Annotated in this window: 13 protein-coding genes; 7 read left to right on the forward strand and 6 right to left on the reverse strand. The window is 69.5% G+C overall.

Going from position 1 to position 17,401, the window contains the following annotated elements:
• Positions 1–8 precede the first annotated feature (8 nt).
• The 3 genes from glpK to ACIA8F_RS20555 form a co-directional block, all read right to left on the reverse strand.
• Positions 9–1,535, reverse strand: a complete 1,527-nt coding sequence (glpK, locus tag ACIA8F_RS20545) for a glycerol kinase GlpK (protein WP_399380570.1) — start codon at positions 1,533–1,535, stop codon at positions 9–11.
• A gap of 78 nt (positions 1,536–1,613) precedes the next feature.
• Positions 1,614–2,396, reverse strand: a complete 783-nt coding sequence (locus ACIA8F_RS20550; protein WP_399380571.1) for an MIP/aquaporin family protein — start codon at positions 2,394–2,396, stop codon at positions 1,614–1,616.
• Positions 2,397–2,726: 330 nt separating this feature from the next.
• On the reverse strand, positions 2,727–3,494 hold the full coding sequence (locus ACIA8F_RS20555; RefSeq protein ID WP_399380572.1) for an IclR family transcriptional regulator: 768 nt from the start codon (positions 3,492–3,494) through the stop codon (positions 2,727–2,729).
• A gap of 298 nt (positions 3,495–3,792) precedes the next feature.
• Between ACIA8F_RS20555 and metH the strand changes: the two genes are divergently transcribed.
• The 4 genes from metH to ACIA8F_RS20575 all read left to right on the forward strand — a co-directional run bounded on the left by metH (position 3,793) and on the right by ACIA8F_RS20575 (position 11,947).
• The gene (gene metH, locus ACIA8F_RS20560; RefSeq protein WP_399380574.1) at positions 3,793–7,302 is read left to right on the forward strand and encodes a methionine synthase; all 3,510 of its coding nucleotides are present in this window, start codon (positions 3,793–3,795) and stop codon (positions 7,300–7,302) included.
• A 183-nt stretch (positions 7,303–7,485) separates the two neighbouring features.
• Complete coding sequence (locus ACIA8F_RS20565) at positions 7,486–8,187, forward strand: HAD family hydrolase (protein ID WP_399380576.1); 702 nt, start codon at positions 7,486–7,488, stop codon at positions 8,185–8,187.
• 479 nt (positions 8,188–8,666) lie between these two features.
• Positions 8,667–10,271, forward strand: a complete 1,605-nt coding sequence (locus ACIA8F_RS20570) for an ABC transporter substrate-binding protein (RefSeq protein WP_399380577.1) — start codon at positions 8,667–8,669, stop codon at positions 10,269–10,271.
• A 98-nt stretch (positions 10,272–10,369) separates the two neighbouring features.
• Entirely contained in the window at positions 10,370–11,947 is a 1,578-nt protein-coding gene (locus ACIA8F_RS20575) for an ABC transporter substrate-binding protein (protein WP_399380579.1), read from the forward strand.
• Between the two features lie 98 nt (positions 11,948–12,045).
• Here the strand turns inward: ACIA8F_RS20575 and ACIA8F_RS20580 are convergent, their stop codons facing one another.
• Both ACIA8F_RS20580 and ACIA8F_RS20585 read right to left on the reverse strand, forming a co-directional pair.
• Positions 12,046–12,720, reverse strand: a complete 675-nt coding sequence (locus ACIA8F_RS20580) for a response regulator transcription factor (RefSeq protein WP_254384765.1) — start codon at positions 12,718–12,720, stop codon at positions 12,046–12,048.
• 116 nt (positions 12,721–12,836) lie between these two features.
• Complete coding sequence (locus ACIA8F_RS20585) at positions 12,837–13,760, reverse strand: RecB family exonuclease (RefSeq protein WP_399380581.1); 924 nt, start codon at positions 13,758–13,760, stop codon at positions 12,837–12,839.
• A 68-nt stretch (positions 13,761–13,828) separates the two neighbouring features.
• Here ACIA8F_RS20585 and ACIA8F_RS20590 point away from each other — a divergent pair, with 68 nt between their 5' ends.
• The 3 genes from ACIA8F_RS20590 to ACIA8F_RS20600 all read left to right on the forward strand — a co-directional run bounded on the left by ACIA8F_RS20590 (position 13,829) and on the right by ACIA8F_RS20600 (position 16,998).
• Complete coding sequence (locus ACIA8F_RS20590) at positions 13,829–15,136, forward strand: site-2 protease family protein (RefSeq protein ID WP_399380582.1); 1,308 nt, start codon at positions 13,829–13,831, stop codon at positions 15,134–15,136.
• A gap of 18 nt (positions 15,137–15,154) precedes the next feature.
• Positions 15,155–16,114 (forward strand): tRNA (adenine-N1)-methyltransferase, encoded by a 960-nt coding sequence (locus tag ACIA8F_RS20595; RefSeq protein WP_399380584.1) that lies wholly within the window; start codon positions 15,155–15,157, stop codon positions 16,112–16,114.
• A 257-nt stretch (positions 16,115–16,371) separates the two neighbouring features.
• Complete coding sequence (locus ACIA8F_RS20600) at positions 16,372–16,998, forward strand: hypothetical protein (protein WP_399380586.1); 627 nt, start codon at positions 16,372–16,374, stop codon at positions 16,996–16,998.
• 4 nt (positions 16,999–17,002) lie between these two features.
• Here ACIA8F_RS20600 and ACIA8F_RS20605 read toward each other — a convergent pair whose 3' ends face one another.
• On the reverse strand, positions 17,003–17,335 hold the full coding sequence (locus ACIA8F_RS20605; protein WP_399380588.1) for a ferredoxin: 333 nt from the start codon (positions 17,333–17,335) through the stop codon (positions 17,003–17,005).
• Between the last annotated feature and the right edge of the window lie 66 nt (positions 17,336–17,401).

Here is a 17,401-nt window from a genome sequence, read left to right on the forward strand (position 1 = left end):
CTGTGCGGTCAGCTGGCGTCTTCGTCGTCGACCCAGCCCATGGACCGCTCCACGGCCTTGAGCCAGCTCTTGTACTCGCGCTCCCGCTGCTCGGCGGGCATCCGCGGGGTCCACTCCGCCGCGCGGCGCCAGTTGGCGCGCAGGGCGTCGGTGTCGGGCCAGAAGCCGACGGCCAGGCCGGCGGCGTAGGCGGCGCCGAGGCAGGTGGTCTCGGCGACCATCGGGCGCACCACGGGGGCGTCCACGAAGTCGGAGAGGGTCTGCATCAGCAGGTTGTTGGAGGTCATGCCGCCGTCGACCTTCAGGGCGGCGAGCTCGACGCCCGAGTCCTTGGTCATGGCGTCGGTGATCTCGCGGGTCTGCCAGGCGGTGGCCTCCAGGACGGCACGGGCGATGTGCGCCTTGGTGACGTACCGGGTGAGGCCGGCGATCACACCGCGGGCGTCGGAGCGCCAGTACGGGGCGAAGAGGCCGGAGAAGGCCGGCACGAAGTAGGCGCCGCCGTTGTCCTCGACCGAGGAGGCCAGGGTCTCGATCTCGGCCGCGGTCTTGATCATGCCCATCTGGTCGCGCATCCACTGGACGAGCGAGCCGGTGACGGCGATGGAGCCCTCCAGCGCGTAGACCGGCTTCTGGTCGCCGATCTGGTAGCCGACCGTGGTCAGCAGGCCGCTGTAGGAGTTGATGATCTTGTCGCCGGTGTTCATCAGCATGAACGTTCCGGTGCCGTACGTGGACTTCGCCTCGCCCTCGGCGAAACAGGTCTGGCCGAACAGCGCGGCCTGCTGGTCACCGAGCGCCGAGGCGACCGGGACGCCCGCGAGGACGCCCTCCTTGACGTGGCCGTAGACCTCGGCGGAGGACTTGATCTCCGGGAGGACGTTGAGGGGCACCTCCATGGACTCGGCGATGCGCTCGTCCCAGGCCATGGTGTGCAGGTTGAAGAGCATGGTGCGCGAGGCGTTGGTGACGTCGGTGACGTGCACGCCGCCCTCGGCGCCGCCGGTCAGGTTCCAGATGACCCAGGAGTCCATGGTGCCGAAGAGGATGTCCCCGGCCTCGGCGCGCTCGCGCAGGCCCTCGACGTTGTCGAGCAGCCAGCGGATCTTGGGGCCGGCGAAGTAGCTCGCGAGCGGCAGGCCGGTCTCGCGGCGGAAGCGGTCCTGGCCGACGTTGCGGCCGAGCTCCTTGCACAGGGCGTCGGTGCGCGTGTCCTGCCAGACCAGCGCGTTGTGGACCGGCTCGCCGGTGTGGCGGTCCCACAGGAGGGTGGTCTCGCGCTGGTTGGTGATGCCCACGGCCTTGACCTCGGCCGGGTCGATGTCGCCCTTGGACAGGGCCCCGGCGACGACCTCCTGGACGTTGGTCCAGATCTCGGCGGCGTCGTGCTCGACCCAGCCCGGCTGCGGGAGGATCTGCGCGTGCTCCTTCTGGTCGACCGAGACGATGCGTCCGTCACGGTCGAAGACGATGCAGCGGGAAGAGGTGGTGCCCTGGTCGATCGCGGCGATGAAGGGGCCGGTGCTGCTGGTCATGGTGGCTGCTCCTGGCAGGTGTCGAAGTAGGCGGAATCAGAATGGCGGTGCGGATGGTGCCGTGGTGCCGATTGCTGATCAGGCGAACGCGATGTTGTACAGGCCGCCGGCGAGCGCGGCGCCCGCGAGGGGGCCGAGGACCGGGATCCAGGAGTAGCTCCAGTCCGAGCCGCCCTTGTTGGGCAGCGGCAGCAGGGAGTGGACGATGCGGGGGCCGAGGTCGCGCACCGGGTTGATGGCGTAGCCGGTCGGGCCGCCGAGCGAGAGGCCGATGCCGACGACCACGAACGAGGTGATCAGGACGCCGATCACGCCGAGGCCCTTGCCGTCGTCCTGCAGGCCCTGGGTCAGGATGGCCAGGACCAGGACGGCGGTGCCGATGATCTCGGTCGTCAGGTTCTGGACGACGTTGCGGATCTCGGGGCCCGTGGCGAAGATCCCGAGCACCGGGCCGGCCACGTCGTGCGGGTGCGGGTCCTCGGGACCGAGCTTGGCGTCACGGATGTGCTCCGGGTCGGACAGGTGCGCCCGGAACTGGCCGTAGTAGGCGAGCCACATCAGGACCGCGCCGATCATGGCGCCGAGCAGCTGGCCGGCGAAGTAGACCGGCACGTCGCCCCAGGCGCCGTCCTTGATCGCGATGCCGACGGTGACGGCCGGGTTCAGGTGCGCACCGGAGAGCGGCGCGGAGACGTAGGCGGCGATCAGGACGGCGAAACCCCAGCCGAAGGTGATCGCGAGCCAGCCGGCGCCCCGGGCCTTGGAGCTCTTGAGGGTCAGCGCGGCGCACACGCCGCCACCGAGCAGGGTGAGCAGGGCGGTACCGATGGTCTCGCCGATGAAGATGTCGGAGCTGGACACCCGCGACTCCTTTGTCGTTCAGGGGTGGTCGGCCACCGGGTCCCTCCGGCGGCCGACGCACTCGGTGAGTGCTGCACCGGTCCTTGGCCTTGCCACACCCTAACGCGTATTGCCGGTAGGTGTTCGGCAATGCCGACCGATGAACGGCAGTTTTCCGCCCGGGTGAAGCGGGCGTCAAGGGTTGACCAGGCCAATGAGCCGGATTGTTACCGGCCGGTGTGATCGAACAAAACGCGCCAACAGGTGATCATCAAACGCCAAAAACCACCCAAATGCCACTTTTGCGCGGCCTTTGGGTGGTCCGGGTGGGGCGATGAGGTCATGCCAAGGTCAGAACCGGCCCGCCCCGAGATCGCGCGAAACCGACCGGGCGCAGTCCCGTACGGAGGCCACCAGCGAGGCCCGGGGCTCCCCGGATTCCCCGCACACCCGCTCGACGGCGCCCGCGACGGCCACCGCGCCCACCGGCATCCTGCGGCGGTCGTGGATCGGGGCCGCCACCGAGGCGATCCCGTCCCAGGTCTCCTCGATGTCGCTGGCCCAGCCGCGGGCCCGGATCAGGCCCAGGGCCTCCTCGAAGCCGGTGCCGTCGGTGATCGTCCGGGGGGTGAAGGACTCCCGGTCCACCTCCAGGACCTGGGTGTGCGCCACCGGGTCGTACGCGGACAGCACCTTGCCCAGGGCCGTGGAGTGCAGCGGCTGCATGGCGCCCACCTCCAGCACCTGACGGCTGTCGTCGGGCCGGAACACGTGGTGCATGATCAGCACCCCGCTCTTGTGCAGCACCCCCACGTACACGCTCTCCCCGCTCGCGCGGGCCAGGTCGTCCGTCCACACCAGGGCGCGCGCCCGCAGCTCGTGGACGTCCAGGTAGCTGTTGCCCAGGCGCAGCAGCTCCGCGCCCAGCTGGTAGCGGCCAGAGGCCGGGTCCTGCTCCACGAAGCCCTCGGCCTGCAGCGTGCGCAGGATCCCGTGGGCCGTGCCCTTGGCCAGGCCCAGGGAAGAGGCCACGTCCGAGAGGCCCAGCCGGCGCTCGCCGCCCGCCAGGAGCCGCAGCATCGCAGCGGCTCGTTCGAGCGACTGGATGTTCCGTGCCATCGCGCAGCCTCCTGCTGACGTAGTTCGACAATGCTGAACACTATCGGTCGATGCCGACTTCTTGCATGACGAGGCCGAGTGACCGGGGCCGAGTCGCCCGGCGCGCCGTCCAGTACGCCGTCCAGCGCATCGTCCAGGACACCCCGGCCGAAAGCCGCCATCCCCCGGGCACAGAATGCAGTCCGCCACGTGGGACGCCCTCACCGGGGCCGGTTGTGCACCGTTACCCTGGCCGCGTGCACCCTTGACACCGAGGGGGTGCAAAGCCGACAGCCGTCGCATCCCAGGGAGCTCAACCATGGCCTCGTTGCCGAACCCGCCCGCAGACACCCAGACCCGGGCCGATGCCCTCCGCCAGGCACTGGCGACCCGCGTGGTCGTCGCCGACGGAGCCATGGGAACCATGCTCCAGGCCCAGGACCCCACCCTGGAAGACTTCGAACAGCTCGAAGGCTGCAACGAGGTCCTCAGCGTCACCCGCCCCGACATCGTGGCCAACGTGCACCGCGAGTACTTCGAGGCCGGCGTCGACTGCGTCGAGACCAACACCTTCGGCACGAACTACGCGGCCCTCGCCGAGTACGACATCGCCCACCGCAACCACGAGCTGTCGCTCGCCGGAGCCCGGATCGCCCGCGAGGTCGCCGACGAGTTCACCGCCTCCACCGGACAGCAGCGCTGGGTCCTCGGCTCGATGGGCCCCGGCACCAAGCTGCCCACCCTGGGCCACATCGACTACGGAACCATCCGCGACGCCTACCAGATCAACGCCGAAGGCCTGATCACCGGCGGCGCCGACGCGCTCCTCGTGGAAACCACCCAGGACCTGCTGCAGACCAAGTCCTCCATCGTCGGCGCCCGCCGCGCCATGGAGGCCCTGGGCGTCTCCGTCCCGCTGATCTGCTCCGTGACCGTGGAGACCACCGGCACGATGCTCCTCGGCTCGGAGATCGGCGCCGCGCTCACCGCGCTGGAGCCCCTGGGCATCGACATGATCGGCCTGAACTGCGCCACCGGCCCCGCCGAGATGAGCGAGCACCTGCGCTACCTCGCGCGCAACTCCCGCATCCCGCTCTCCTGCATGCCCAACGCGGGCCTGCCGGTCCTCGGCAAGAACGGCGCCCACTACCCGCTGTCCGCGAGCGAGCTCGCCGACGCCCAGGAAACCTTCGTCCGCGAGTACGGCCTCTCCCTGGTCGGCGGCTGCTGCGGCACCACCCCCGAGCACCTGCGCCAGGTCGTCGAGCGCGTCCGCGGCCTGAACCCGGCCGTCCGCGACCCGCGCCCCGAGCCCGGCGCCTCCTCGCTCTACCAGACGGTCCCCTTCCGCCAGGACATCTCGTACATGGCGATCGGCGAGCGCACGAACGCCAACGGCTCCAAGAAGTTCCGCGAGGCCATGCTCGAAGCCCGCTGGGACGACTGCGTGGAGATGGTCCGCGACCAGATCCGCGAGGGCGCGCACATGCTCGACCTGTGCGTGGACTACGTCGGCCGCGACGGCGTCGCCGACATGCAGGAGCTCGCCGGACGCTTCGCGACCGCCTCCACCCTGCCCATCGTCCTGGACTCCACCGAGGTCCCCGTCCTGCGGGCCGGCCTGGAGAAGCTCGGCGGCCGCGCCGTCATCAACTCCGTCAACTACGAGGACGGCGACGGCCCCGAGTCCCGCTTCGCCAAGGTCACCCAGCTGGCCCAGGAGCACGGCGCCGCGCTGATCGCCCTGACCATCGACGAGGAGGGCCAGGCCCGCACCGTCGAGCACAAGGTCGCCATCGCGGAGCGCCTCATCGAGGACCTCACCGACAACTGGGGCATCCTCGAGTCGGACATCCTCATCGACACCCTGACCTTCACCATCTGCACCGGCCAGGAGGAGTCCCGCAAGGACGGCATCGCCACGATCGAGTCGATCCGCGAGCTCAAGCGCCGCCACCCCGACGTCCAGACCACCCTCGGCCTGTCCAACATCTCCTTCGGCCTCAACCCGGCCGCCCGCGTCCTGCTGAACTCCGTCTTCCTCGACGAGTGCGTCAAGGCCGGCCTGGACTCCGCGATCGTCCACGCCTCCAAGATCCTGCCGATCGCCCGGTTCGACGAGGAGCAGGTCACCACCGCCCTCGACCTGATCTACGACCGGCGCGCGGAGGGCTACGACCCGCTGCAGAAGCTGATGGCCCTCTTCGAAGGCGTCAACACCAAGTCGATGAAGGCAGGCCGCGCCGAGGAACTCCTCGCCCTGCCGCTGGACGAACGCCTGCAGCGCCGCATCATCGACGGCGAGAAGAACGGCCTGGACGCCGACCTCGACGAGGCCCTCCAGACCCGCCCCGCCCTCGACATCGTCAACGACACCCTCCTGGAGGGCATGAAGGTCGTCGGCGAACTGTTCGGCTCCGGCCAGATGCAGCTCCCGTTCGTCCTCCAGTCCGCCGAGGTCATGAAGAGCGCGGTGGCCCACCTGGAACCGCACATGGAGAAGAGCGACGACGAGGGCAAGGGCACCATCGTCCTGGCCACCGTCCGCGGCGACGTCCACGACATCGGCAAGAACCTCGTCGACATCATCCTGACCAACAATGGCTACAACGTCGTCAACATCGGCATCAAGCAGCCGGTCTCCGCGATCCTCGAAGCCGCCCAGGAACACAAGGCCGACGTCATCGGCATGTCCGGCCTGCTGGTCAAGTCCACGGTGATCATGAAGGAGAACCTGGAGGAGCTCAACCAGCGCAAGCTGGCGGCCGACTACCCGGTCATCCTCGGCGGCGCCGCCCTCACCCGCGCCTACGTCGAACAGGACCTCCACGAGATCTACGAGGGCGAGGTCCGCTACGCCCGCGACGCCTTCGAGGGCCTGCGCCTGATGGACGCCCTCATCGCCGTCAAGCGCGGAGTCCCCGGCGCCAGCCTCCCCGAACTCAAGCAGCGCCGCGTCGCCAAGCGCGCCACCCCCGCGCTCGTCGAGGAGACCGAAGAGCCCGGCGGCCGCTCCGACACCTCCACCGACAACCCCGTCCCCACCCCGCCGTTCTGGGGCACCCGCGTCGTCAAGGGCATCCCGCTCAAGGACTACGCCTCCTGGCTCGACGAAGGCGCCCTCTTCAAGGGCCAGTGGGGCCTCAAGCAGGCCCGCGCCGGCGGAGCCACCTACGAGGAGCTCGTCGAGAGCGAAGGACGCCCCCGCCTGCGCGGCCTCCTCGACAAGCTGCACACCGAGAACCTCCTCGAAGCCGCCGTCGTCTACGGCTACTTCCCCTGCGTCTCCAAGGGCGAGGACCTGATCATCCTCGACGAAGCCGGCAACGAGCGGACCCGCTTCACCTTCCCGCGCCAGCGCCGCGGCCGCCGCCTGTGCCTCGCCGACTTCTTCCGCCCCGAGGAATCCGGCGAGACCGACGTCGTCGGCCTCCAGGTCGTCACCGTCGGCTCCCGAATCGGCGAGGCCACCGCCAAGCTGTTCGAGTCCGACTCCTACCGCGACTACCTCGAGCTCCACGGCCTCTCCGTCCAGCTCGCCGAGGCCATGGCCGAGTACTGGCACGCCCGCGTCCGCGCCGAGCTCGGCTTCGGCGGCGAGGACCCCGCCAAGGTCGAAGACATGTTCGACCTGAAGTACCGCGGCGCCCGCTTCTCCCTCGGCTACGGCGCCTGCCCCGACCTGGAGGACCGCGCCAAGATCGCCGACCTCCTCCAGCCCGAACGCATCGGCGTCCACCTCTCCGAGGAGTTCCAGCTCCACCCCGAGCAGTCCACCGACGCCATCGTCATCCACCACCCCGAAGCCAAGTACTTCAACGCACGCTGAGGCACCCGCACCCCACCGAGGCACGCCCCACCGCACGCGGCGACGTAAACCAGCGCACACCGAGACGGACCGGCGTACACTAGTCGGTCCCATACAGGCCGGTCACCTGTTCCCCCGGGCACGCCCCCGGAGGAGAGGTGACCGGCCTTCTCGTCCCCAACGGACCCCCGGAAAGGTGCGCGCATGACGAGCACAGTCCCCGCCCCCGTCGCCCGTACGGCCGACGGACACGCCCTGCAGGCGGTTCTGCTCGACATGGACGGCACCCTCGTCGACACCGAGGGATTCTGGTGGGAGATCGAAGTCGGCGTCTTCGGCGAACTCGGCCACCGCCTCGACGAATCCTGGCGGGACATCGTCGTCGGCGGCCCCATGACCCGCAGCGGCGGCTTCCTCATCGAAGCCACCGGCGCCGACATCGGCCTCGCCGAACTCAGCGTCCTGCTCAACGAGCGCTTCGAAGCCCGCATCGCCGACCGCGTCCCCCTCATGCCCGGCGCCGAACGCCTCCTGAGCGAACTCGCCCGGCACAACGTCCCCACCGCCTTGGTCTCCGCCTCCCACCGGCGCGTCATCGACCACGTCCTGCTCACCCTCGGCCGCGACCGCTTCACCACGACCATCGCCGGCGACGAAGTCGCACGCACCAAGCCGCACCCCGACCCCTACCTCCTCGCCGCCAGCACCCTCGGCGCCCACCCCTCCCGCTGCGCCGTCATCGAGGACACCGCCACCGGCGTCGCCGCCGCCGAAGCCGCCGGATGCAGGGTCGTCGCCATCCCCTCCGTCGGCCTGATCCCACCCGCCCCCGGCCGCACCGTCGTCCGCTCCCTCGAAGACGTCGACCTGCCCTTCCTGCGCTCCCTCATCACTCCGCTGAACTGACCGCGCACGCTCCGTACCGGACGAACCGCCCCAGGACCAAGGTCCCGCGGGCGGATCTCCCGCGCACTTCCCCGGAGGCCGAAATTCCATCCCTGCCGGGGGAGTTGTCCCGGGTGACCTTTGTCACCCACAAAGACCCCTTCGCACCACTGCGCGCCCTCCCGCACCACCCCTTGTGTCCCCATTGATCAGCACCTGACCGAATCTGCGCACAGCCCCGCGCGCACCCCCGGTCAACTCCCGCAACACAGCGACAGCACCCCCGATCCACGCGGTTCAAGCCACCCCTCCGCAGGCCACTAATGTCGATCCGGGCACTGCGCCGCACCTCAGCCGCTCCGGACACACACCCCTGTTCCGGAACCGCGTGGACCGATCGTCACACCACCGGCCCGATCGTTCCGCCCAGAACGGGCGACCGTCGCTATGCCCTCCACGCCAGCTTTGAACAAGTGCCGGGTCGAGGGAGTACTTCCAGCATGAACCGCAAGACCATGGCGCTGACGGCAGCCGCCGGACTGCTCACCCCCGCGCTGACCGCCTGCGGCAGCACCAGCGGCGCAGGAGCAGGATCCGGAACGATCGTCGTCGGCACCACCGACCGGTTCGAGGCGGCCGACTACGCCCCCGCCCCGCTCGACCCCGCCTACGCCTACGACGCCGGCACCTGGAACATCCTCCGCCAGACCCTCCAGACGCTGATGCACACCCCGCGCGGCGGCGGCCAGCCCGTCCCCGAAGCAGCACACGACTGCCGCTTCACCGACACCGGCAACGAGAGCTACCGCTGCGTCCTGCGCCCCGGCCTCACCTTCGCCGACGGCAGCCCCCTCACCGCCCAGGACGTCAAGTTCTCCATCGAGCGGGTCCGCGCCATCAAGGACGAGAACGGCCCCTCCTCGCTGCTCTCCACCATCGACACCGTCGAAACCAAGGGCGCCGACACCGTCGTCTTCCACCTGAAGACCGCCGACGCCACCTTCCCGTACAAACTCTCCACCCCCGCCGCCGGCATCGTCAGCGCCAAGAAGTACGACGCCAAGAAGCTCCGCGAAGGCTTCACCGTCGACGGCTCCGGCCCCTACACGATGAAGGCCGAAGTCAAGGGCAACCGCCTCGTCCGCGCCGTCTTCAGCAAGAACCCGCACTACAAGGGCGACCTGAAGCTCCAGAACGACAAGGCCGAACTCCGCGCCTTCGACGACTCCGACGCCATGGGCAAGGCCCTGGAACGCGGCACCATCCACATGGTCTCCCGCACCCTGTCGCCCGCCCAGATCACCGAACTCTCCAACAAGCCCCCCAAGGGCATCAAGCTCGTCCCCATGCCCGGCCTGGAGATCCGCTACCTCGGCTTCAACACCGACGCCCCCGGAGTCAAGGACAAGGCCGTACGCCAGGCCCTCGCCGCCGCCGTCGACCGCAACGCCCTCATCACCAAGGTCTACGGCAAGTCCGCGCAGCCCCTGTACTCACTGGTCCCCACCACCGTGACCGGCCACGTCAACTCCTTCTTCAACAAGTACGGCGAAGCCAACACCGCCAAGGCCGCCGACCTCCTGAAGGCCGCCGGCATCAAAACCCCGGTCAAGCTCACCCTCAACTACACCAACGACCACTACGGCGACGGCACCGCAGCCGAGTTCGAAGCCCTCAAGACCCAGCTGAACTCCACCCAGCTCTTCGACATCACCGTCCAGGGAGCCGACTGGGCCGCCTTCAGGCCCGCCCAGAAGAAGGGCGACTACGCGGCCTACGGCCTCGGCTGGTTCCCCGACTACGCCGACGCCGACAACTTCCTCGCACCCTTCCTGGAGCAGGACAACTTCCTCGGCACCCCCTACGCCAACCCCACGGTGCGCACCAAGCTCATCCCCGAATCGCGCCGCGCCGTCGACCGCGGCCTCGCCGGCCCGGCGATCGCGGAGATGCAGGACATCGTCGCCGAGGACGTCCCCGTCCTGCCCCTGTGGCAGGGCAAGCAGTACGTCGCCGCACGCGACGGGATCACCGGAGTGGAGTGGTCCGTCAACGCCATCTCCGACCTCCAGCTGTGGGAACTCGGCCGCGGCGTCAGCGGCTGACCCCACCCCCCACCCCCCCCACCGCCGGCCCGCGGCACCCCCGCGGGCCGGAACCGGCAAGAAGAACAGCCAGCGAGACTGAGAAGGACGAACGCGTGATGAGACGTAACCAGTGGTTGGTGGCCCCGCTCGGCGCGGCCACCGCCGCCGCACTGCTCAGCGGCTGCGGTTCGACCGACGGAACCAACGCCGGCAGCGGCAAGGGCGTCGTCATGGGCATATCCGACAAGGTGAAGGCCACCGACCCCGCCTCGGGCTACGACCCCGGCTCCTGGCTGCTCTTCAACAACGTCTTCCAGTCCCTGCTGAGCTTCCCCAAGGGCGGCACCAACCCCGAACCCGACGCCGCACAGTCCTGCGGCTTCGAAGGCGGCGAGAGCAAGACCTACACCTGCACCCTGCGCGGCGGCCTGAAGTTCAGCAACGGCAACAGCCTCACCGCCAAGGACGTCAAGTACTCCTTCGAGCGCACCCTCAAGATCAACGACGAGAACGGCCCCGCCGTCATGCTCGCCTCGATCGCCGGCATCGACACCCCCGACGACAAGACCGTCGTCTTCCACCTCAAGGCCCCCGACGCGACCTTCCCCAGCAAGATCGCATCAGGCGCCGGCTCCATCGTCGACCACACCCAGTACCCCGCCGACAAACTCCGCACCGACGGCAAGGCCTTCGGCTCCGGCGTCTACACACTGGACTCCATCAACGACAAGAGCGCCTCCTTCTCCGTCAACGACAGCTACAGCGGCAAGGCCAAGCCGAAGAACAGCGGCGTCACGATGAAGTTCTTCAACGAGGACCAGGCCGCCCTCAAGAAGGTCCTCGAAAGCGGAGACGTCGACTTCGCCTTCCGCGGCCTCGCCGCCAAGGACATCGCCGGCCTCGCCACCCAGAGCGGCGACCAGAAGGTCGAGGTCGTCCAGGGCGCCGGCGCCGAAGTCGAACACCTCGTCTTCAACACGGCCGACCCCGTCGCCGGAAAGCTCCCCGTCCGCAAGGCCATCGCCTACCTCGTCGACCGCGAAGCCCTCGTCCGCGAGGTCTACGACGGCACCGCCACCCCGCTCTACTCCATCGTCCCGGCCGGCATCGCCTCCCACACCACCGCCTTCTTCGACCGCTACGGCGGCTCCCCCCAGCCCGAGAAGGCCAAGGCCACCCTGCGCGCGGCCGGCATCAAGGACAAGGTGAAGATCACCCTGTACTCGACGCCCTCCCGCTACGGCCCCTCGACGGACCAGGAATTCCAGCTCATCGCCAAGCAGCTCAACGACAGCGGCCTCTTCGAAGCCGAGGTCAAATCCGTCGAGTTCGAGCAGTACGAGAAGGACATCCAGGACGGCAAGTACGGCGTCTACGTCAAGGGCTGGGTCCCCGACTACCCCGACGCCGACAACTTCACGCAGCCCTTCTTCGGCCCCGACAACGTGCTGCACAACAACTACGACAACAAGGAGATCACCGGGACGATCATCCCGTCGACCTCCGCCAAGTCCGACCGCGCCACCGCCAGCGGCGACTACGCCCGCCTCCAGGACATCGTCGCCGACGAGATCCCCCTGCTCCCGCTCTGGCAGAGCAAGCAGTACGCCGTCACCCGCCAGAACGTGACCGGCCTGCAGTGGTCCCTCGACGCCTCCACCGTCTTCCGCTTCTGGGAGATCAGCAAGGGCTGAGCCACCCCCGCAACGGCAACGGGCCCGCCTCCGCACGCAGCGGAAGCGGGCCCGTACCCGTACCAGCGACCCCCGGACGCCCCCCAGAGACCCGCGACCTACTGACCGGCCCCCGGACGCACCAGACCGCTCTCGTACGCGTACACCGCCGCCTGCACCCGGTCACGCAGACCCAGCTTCGTCAGCACATGACCCACATGCGTCTTCACCGTCGTCTCGCTCACGAACAGATCCGCCGCGATCTCCGCATTCGACAGACCGCGCGCCACCAGCTTCAACACCTCGACCTCGCGCTCCGTCAGCGAAGCGATCATGTCCGGAACGCTGTCCTCACCCGACGGCAGATGCCCCGCGTACTTGTCCAGCAACCGCCGCGTGATGCTCGGCGCCAGCATCGCCTCGCCGCCCGCCACCACCCGGATCGCCTGCACCAGCTCCGCCGCCGGCGCATCCTTCAGCAAGAACCCGCTGGCCCCCGCCCTGAGCGCCTCCACCACGTACTCGTCCAGATCGAACGTCGTCAGCACCAGCACCTTCGCCGGACCGTCCCGCCCCGGACCCGTGATCTGCCGCGTCGCCTCCACCCCGTCCATCCGCGGCATCCGGATGTCCATCAGCACCACGTCGGGCTGCAACGCCCGCACCTGGTCCAACGCCTGCAGACCGTCCCCGGCCTCGCCGACCACCGCCAAGTCCTGCTCGGCCTCCAGGATCATCCGGAAACCGGTACGCAGCAGCGGCTGATCGTCGACCAGCAGTACGCGGATCGCCACGGGGTCCACCTCGTCTTCATCGGGCTCGGCGAGTTCAGCGGGTCCACCGCTTCATCTCCATCGGATTCATTCGGACGGCAACGGGGAACCCCGCCCATTCTGCCCTGCCGCCAAGATCAGGACTCGCCCCGCCCGGCCGACGGCAGCGCCAGCGGATAGACCGGGGGAGTACCACCGAACTCCGGACACACCGCCTGATGATCACACCAGCCGCACAGCTTCGACTGCCGCGGCCGCCAGTCACCCGTCTCCGTCGCCTCCCGGATCGCGTCCCACAGCGCCAGCAGCTTGCGCTCCATCCGCTCCAGATCCTCGATCACCGGGTCGTACGTCACCACGTCCCCACTGCCCAGATACACCAGCTGAAGCCGCCGCGGCACCACCCGCTTCAACCGCCACACCACCAGCGCGTAGAACTTCATCTGGAACAGCGCACCCTCGGCGTACTCCGGCCGCGGCGCCTTCCCCGTCTTGTAATCGACGATCCGCACCTCACCCGTCGGCGCCACGTCCACCCGGTCGATGATCCCGCGCAGCCGCAGCCCCGAATCCAGCTCCGTCTCCACGAAGAACTCCCGCTCCACCGGCTCCAGCCGCGTCGGGTCCTCCAACGTGAACCACCGGTCCACCAACGCCTCGGCCTCCGTCAGCCAGCGCGACAGACCCGCCCCCTCATCACCCTCCGGGAACAGCTCCAGCAACTCCGGCTTCGACTCCACCAGCCGGTCCCACTGCCCCGGAATCAACTCCTTCGCCCGCGGAGCCGTCCGCTCCGGCGCCGGATGATCGAAGAGCCGCTCCAGCACCGCGTGCACCAACGTCCCCCGCGTCGCCGCCGCACTCGGCTTCTCCGGCAGCTTGTCGATCACCCGGAACCGGTACAGCAGCGGACACCGCATGAAATCACTCGCCCGCGAAGGCGACAGCGAAGAAGGCGCCACCGCCACCCCCTGCGCGGGCACGGGCACCGAACCGGACCCCGAAGCGGGCACGGAACTGGTCACTGCATCGTCCGGACCGCTGCCGGGGCTCGTCGTCATGGACAAAACCCTACGACCCGCCACCGACAGCACGCGCATACCATCGACGCCGACCCCCCTCGCACTGCATGATCGGAGCATCACACCGCGCAACAGTGCACCCCGGCACCACGGGTAAAAGACAACGGAAACACCGGCGCACCACCGCACCGGACAGCAGCGAACGAAGGACAACCGTGGCAGACACCGACGAAACCGGCGAGCGCGCGGGCCGCCGCTCAGGACCGGGCGGCGGACTCCTCATGGGCCGCCCCTTCGGCGTACCCGTCTACGTCTCGCCCAGCTGGTTCCTCGTCGCCGCCCTCATCACCTGGGTCTTCGGCGACCAGCTCGACCGGATCCTCCCCGACCTCGGCACCCTGCGCTACCTCGTGGCCCTCTTCTTCGCCGTGGCCTTCTACGCCTCGGTCCTCGTCCACGAACTCGCCCACACCATCGCCGCCCTCCGCTTCAAACTCCCCGTACGCCGCATCCAGCTCCAGTTCTTCGGCGGCGTCTCCGAGATCGAAAAGGAATCCGAAACCCCCGGCCGCGAATTCGTCCTCGCCTTCGTCGGCCCCCTCCTCTCCCTCCTCCTCGCCGGCGCCTTCTACCTCGGCATGAAAACCGTCGAACCCGCCAGCGTCCCCGGCGTCCTCCTCGCCGGCCTCATGATCTCCAACCTCCTCGTCGCCGCCTTCAACCTCCTCCCCGGCCTCCCCCTCGACGGCGGCCGCATGCTCCGCGCCGTCATCTGGGGCATCACCGGCAAACCCATGACCGGCACCATCGCCGCCGCCTGGGCCGGCCGCGCCCTCGCCGTCGCCGTCCTCCTCGGCCTGCCCCTCCTGAACTCCACCGGGACCCTCGGCAACCCCACCGACGGCATCGGCGGCATGGACACCGTCATGGACGCCCTCCTCGCCGCGATCCTCGCCGGCATCATCTGGACCGGCGCCGGCAACAGCCTCCGCGTCGCCCGCCTGCGCGAACACCTCCCGGAACTCCACGCCCGCAAACTCACCCGCCGCGCCATCCCCGTCGAGAACGCCACCCCCCTCTCCGAAGCCCTCCGCCGCGCCAACGAAGCCGGCGCCCGCGCCCTCGTCATCGTCGACGGCCTCGGAGACCCCACCGGCATCGTCCGCGAGAGCGCCATCGCCTCCGTCCCCGAACACCGCCGCCCCTGGGTCGCCGCCGGCACCCTCGCCCAGGACCTCACCGACGGCATGAAGGTTTCAGCGGACCTCACCGGCGAAGAACTCCTCGACCACCTCCGCACCACCCCCGCCACCGAATACCTCGTCCTCCAGAACGACGGCGCCATCTACGGCGTCCTGTCCACCCTCGACGTGGAAGAGGCCTTCGTGAAGGCCATGGCGCGGCCCCAGTCCTGAAGCCAATACACTGGTCACATGTCCGAACCGACCGGTGCCGCCCGCCGACGCGGGCCCTTCGAGGTCGGGGACCAGGTACAGCTCACCGACCCCAAGGGCCGCCACTACACGTTCACGCTCGAAGCCGGGAAGAATTTCCACACCCACAAGGGTTCCTTCCCGCACGACGAGCTGATCGGCTCCCCCGAGGGAAGCGTTGTCCGTACCACGGGCAACGTCGCCTACCTCGCGCTGCGTCCCCTGCTCCCCGACTATGTCCTGTCCATGCCCCGCGGTGCCGCCGTGGTCTACCCCAAAGACGCAGGCCAGATCCTGGCCTTCGCCGACATCTTCCCCGGCGCCCGCGTCGTCGAAGCAGGCGTCGGCTCCGGCTCCCTGAGCAGCTTCCTGCTGCGCGCCATCGGCGACCAGGGCATGCTCCACAGCTACGAGCGCCGCCCCGACTTCGCCGAGATCGCCACGGCCAACGTCGAGCGCTACTTCGGCGGCCCGCACCCCGCGTGGCAGCTGACCGTGGGCGACCTCCAGGACAACCTGTCCGACACGGACGTCGACCGCGTGATCCTCGACATGCTCGCCCCCTGGGAGTGCCTGGAGGCCGTCTCCAAGGCGCTGGTCCCCGGCGGCATCCTCTGCTGCTACGTGGCCACCACCACCCAGCTCTCCCGGACCGTCGAATCCATCCGCGAGTTCGGCTGCTACGCCGAACCGCAGCCCTGGGAATCGATGATCCGCAACTGGCACGTCGAGGGCCTGGCCGTCCGCCCGGACCACCGCATGATCGGCCACACCGGCTTCCTCGTCACCGCCCGCCGGCTCGCGGACGGCGTCGAGCCGCCCATGCGCCGCCGCCGCCCCTCCAAGGGCGCCTACGGCGAGGACTACGACGGCCCTGGGGGACAGTCGGCCGCCAAGACCGCGGAGACGGCCGCCACGGCCCCGGCCGAGACCACCGCCGACAGCGCCGAAACGGCCTGAGCCGCTCAGCTGCCAAAGGGCCCCGCGGCCCCAGGACCGCCCGGCCACCCGGCAGGGCGACCCGCACCGACAACACGAAGACGCCGTGCCGCAGTTCCCCCGCACCATCCGGGAACTGCGGCACGGCGTCTTTTCGTTGCCCTACGGGCAGCTCCCGCGCGAGCGGCCCGACCGGTCCGGACCCACCCGTTCCACCCCGATGTGAGGTGTGGCACGATGCTGGCTCCCCGTCACCCTTCGCACAGGAGACACCCCGCGTGCCGCACAGCCCCGCCGAGCCGGCGCCGAGCACCCCCGCCCCGGCGCACCACCGGGCCCGGCCCGTCCACTGGCTGGCCACCGCCACGGCCCTCGCCGCCGTCATAGCCGGCGCCGGACTCCTGCAGCCCGACCCGGCCACCGGAGCCTCCGCGGACCCGGAACGCCCCACGGGTCACGCCAGCCCCGACCAGGGCCAACAGGCCGCCACCGTGGCCGCTCCCGACGCGCACGCCGTCACCTACCCCCTGGACTGCAAGGGCGCCCCACAAGCCGTCACGGCCACCGCCGAAGGCGACCTCGACGGCGACGGCCGCCCCGAAACCGTCGCGGCCGTCCGCTGCGACGCCGGCTCGGGCACCCCGCCGCACGCCCTCTACGTCCTCACCCAGGACCCGGCCAAGAGCGGACACCCCCGCGTCGTCGCCACGCTCCTCGAAGCCGGCCGCAAGCAGACCGCGACCGATCTCACCATCCGCGACGGACTCGTCACCGCGAGCCTCCTCGGGTACTCCTCGCCCGAAGTGCCCCGCTACAGCCCCGACACCAAGCAGCTCGCCAAGTGGCGCTGGACCGGCGGAAAATTCCGCCAGGAGCTTACGGACTCGACCCCCACAGGTGTTTGAACCGTCACTCCGCGTCCGGACCGAAAACCTCGACCCTGTCCGAAACCCGCCTTACATGGATGCAGTCCCCGGGACATTCCTTCGCGGAATCCACCACGTCCTGGAGCAGCACCAGCGGAACCGGAGTGGTCGCCCCCGCCTCCACGAGCAACTCGTCCGCAGGGCTCTTCACGTACGCCAGACCATCGATGTCCAGCTCGAACACCTCAGGTGCGTACTGCACACAGATGCCGTCGCCAGTGCAGAGATCCTGGTCGATCCAGACCTCGAGCGGCTCTCCGGCCACGCCCGAGGCACCCGCGTCCTGCCCGGTGGCCGAGTCCTGCTGCACGGTCATATCTCCTGCCGTTCCCTGCTCTGAGTGATCCATCCCGGTCACAACGCGCGGCAAGTCGCACGAGCT

Source organism: Streptomyces sp. NPDC051563, assembly GCF_044454225.1.
In the GTDB taxonomy this organism is placed as follows: Bacteria; Actinomycetota; Actinomycetes; order Streptomycetales; family Streptomycetaceae; genus Streptomyces.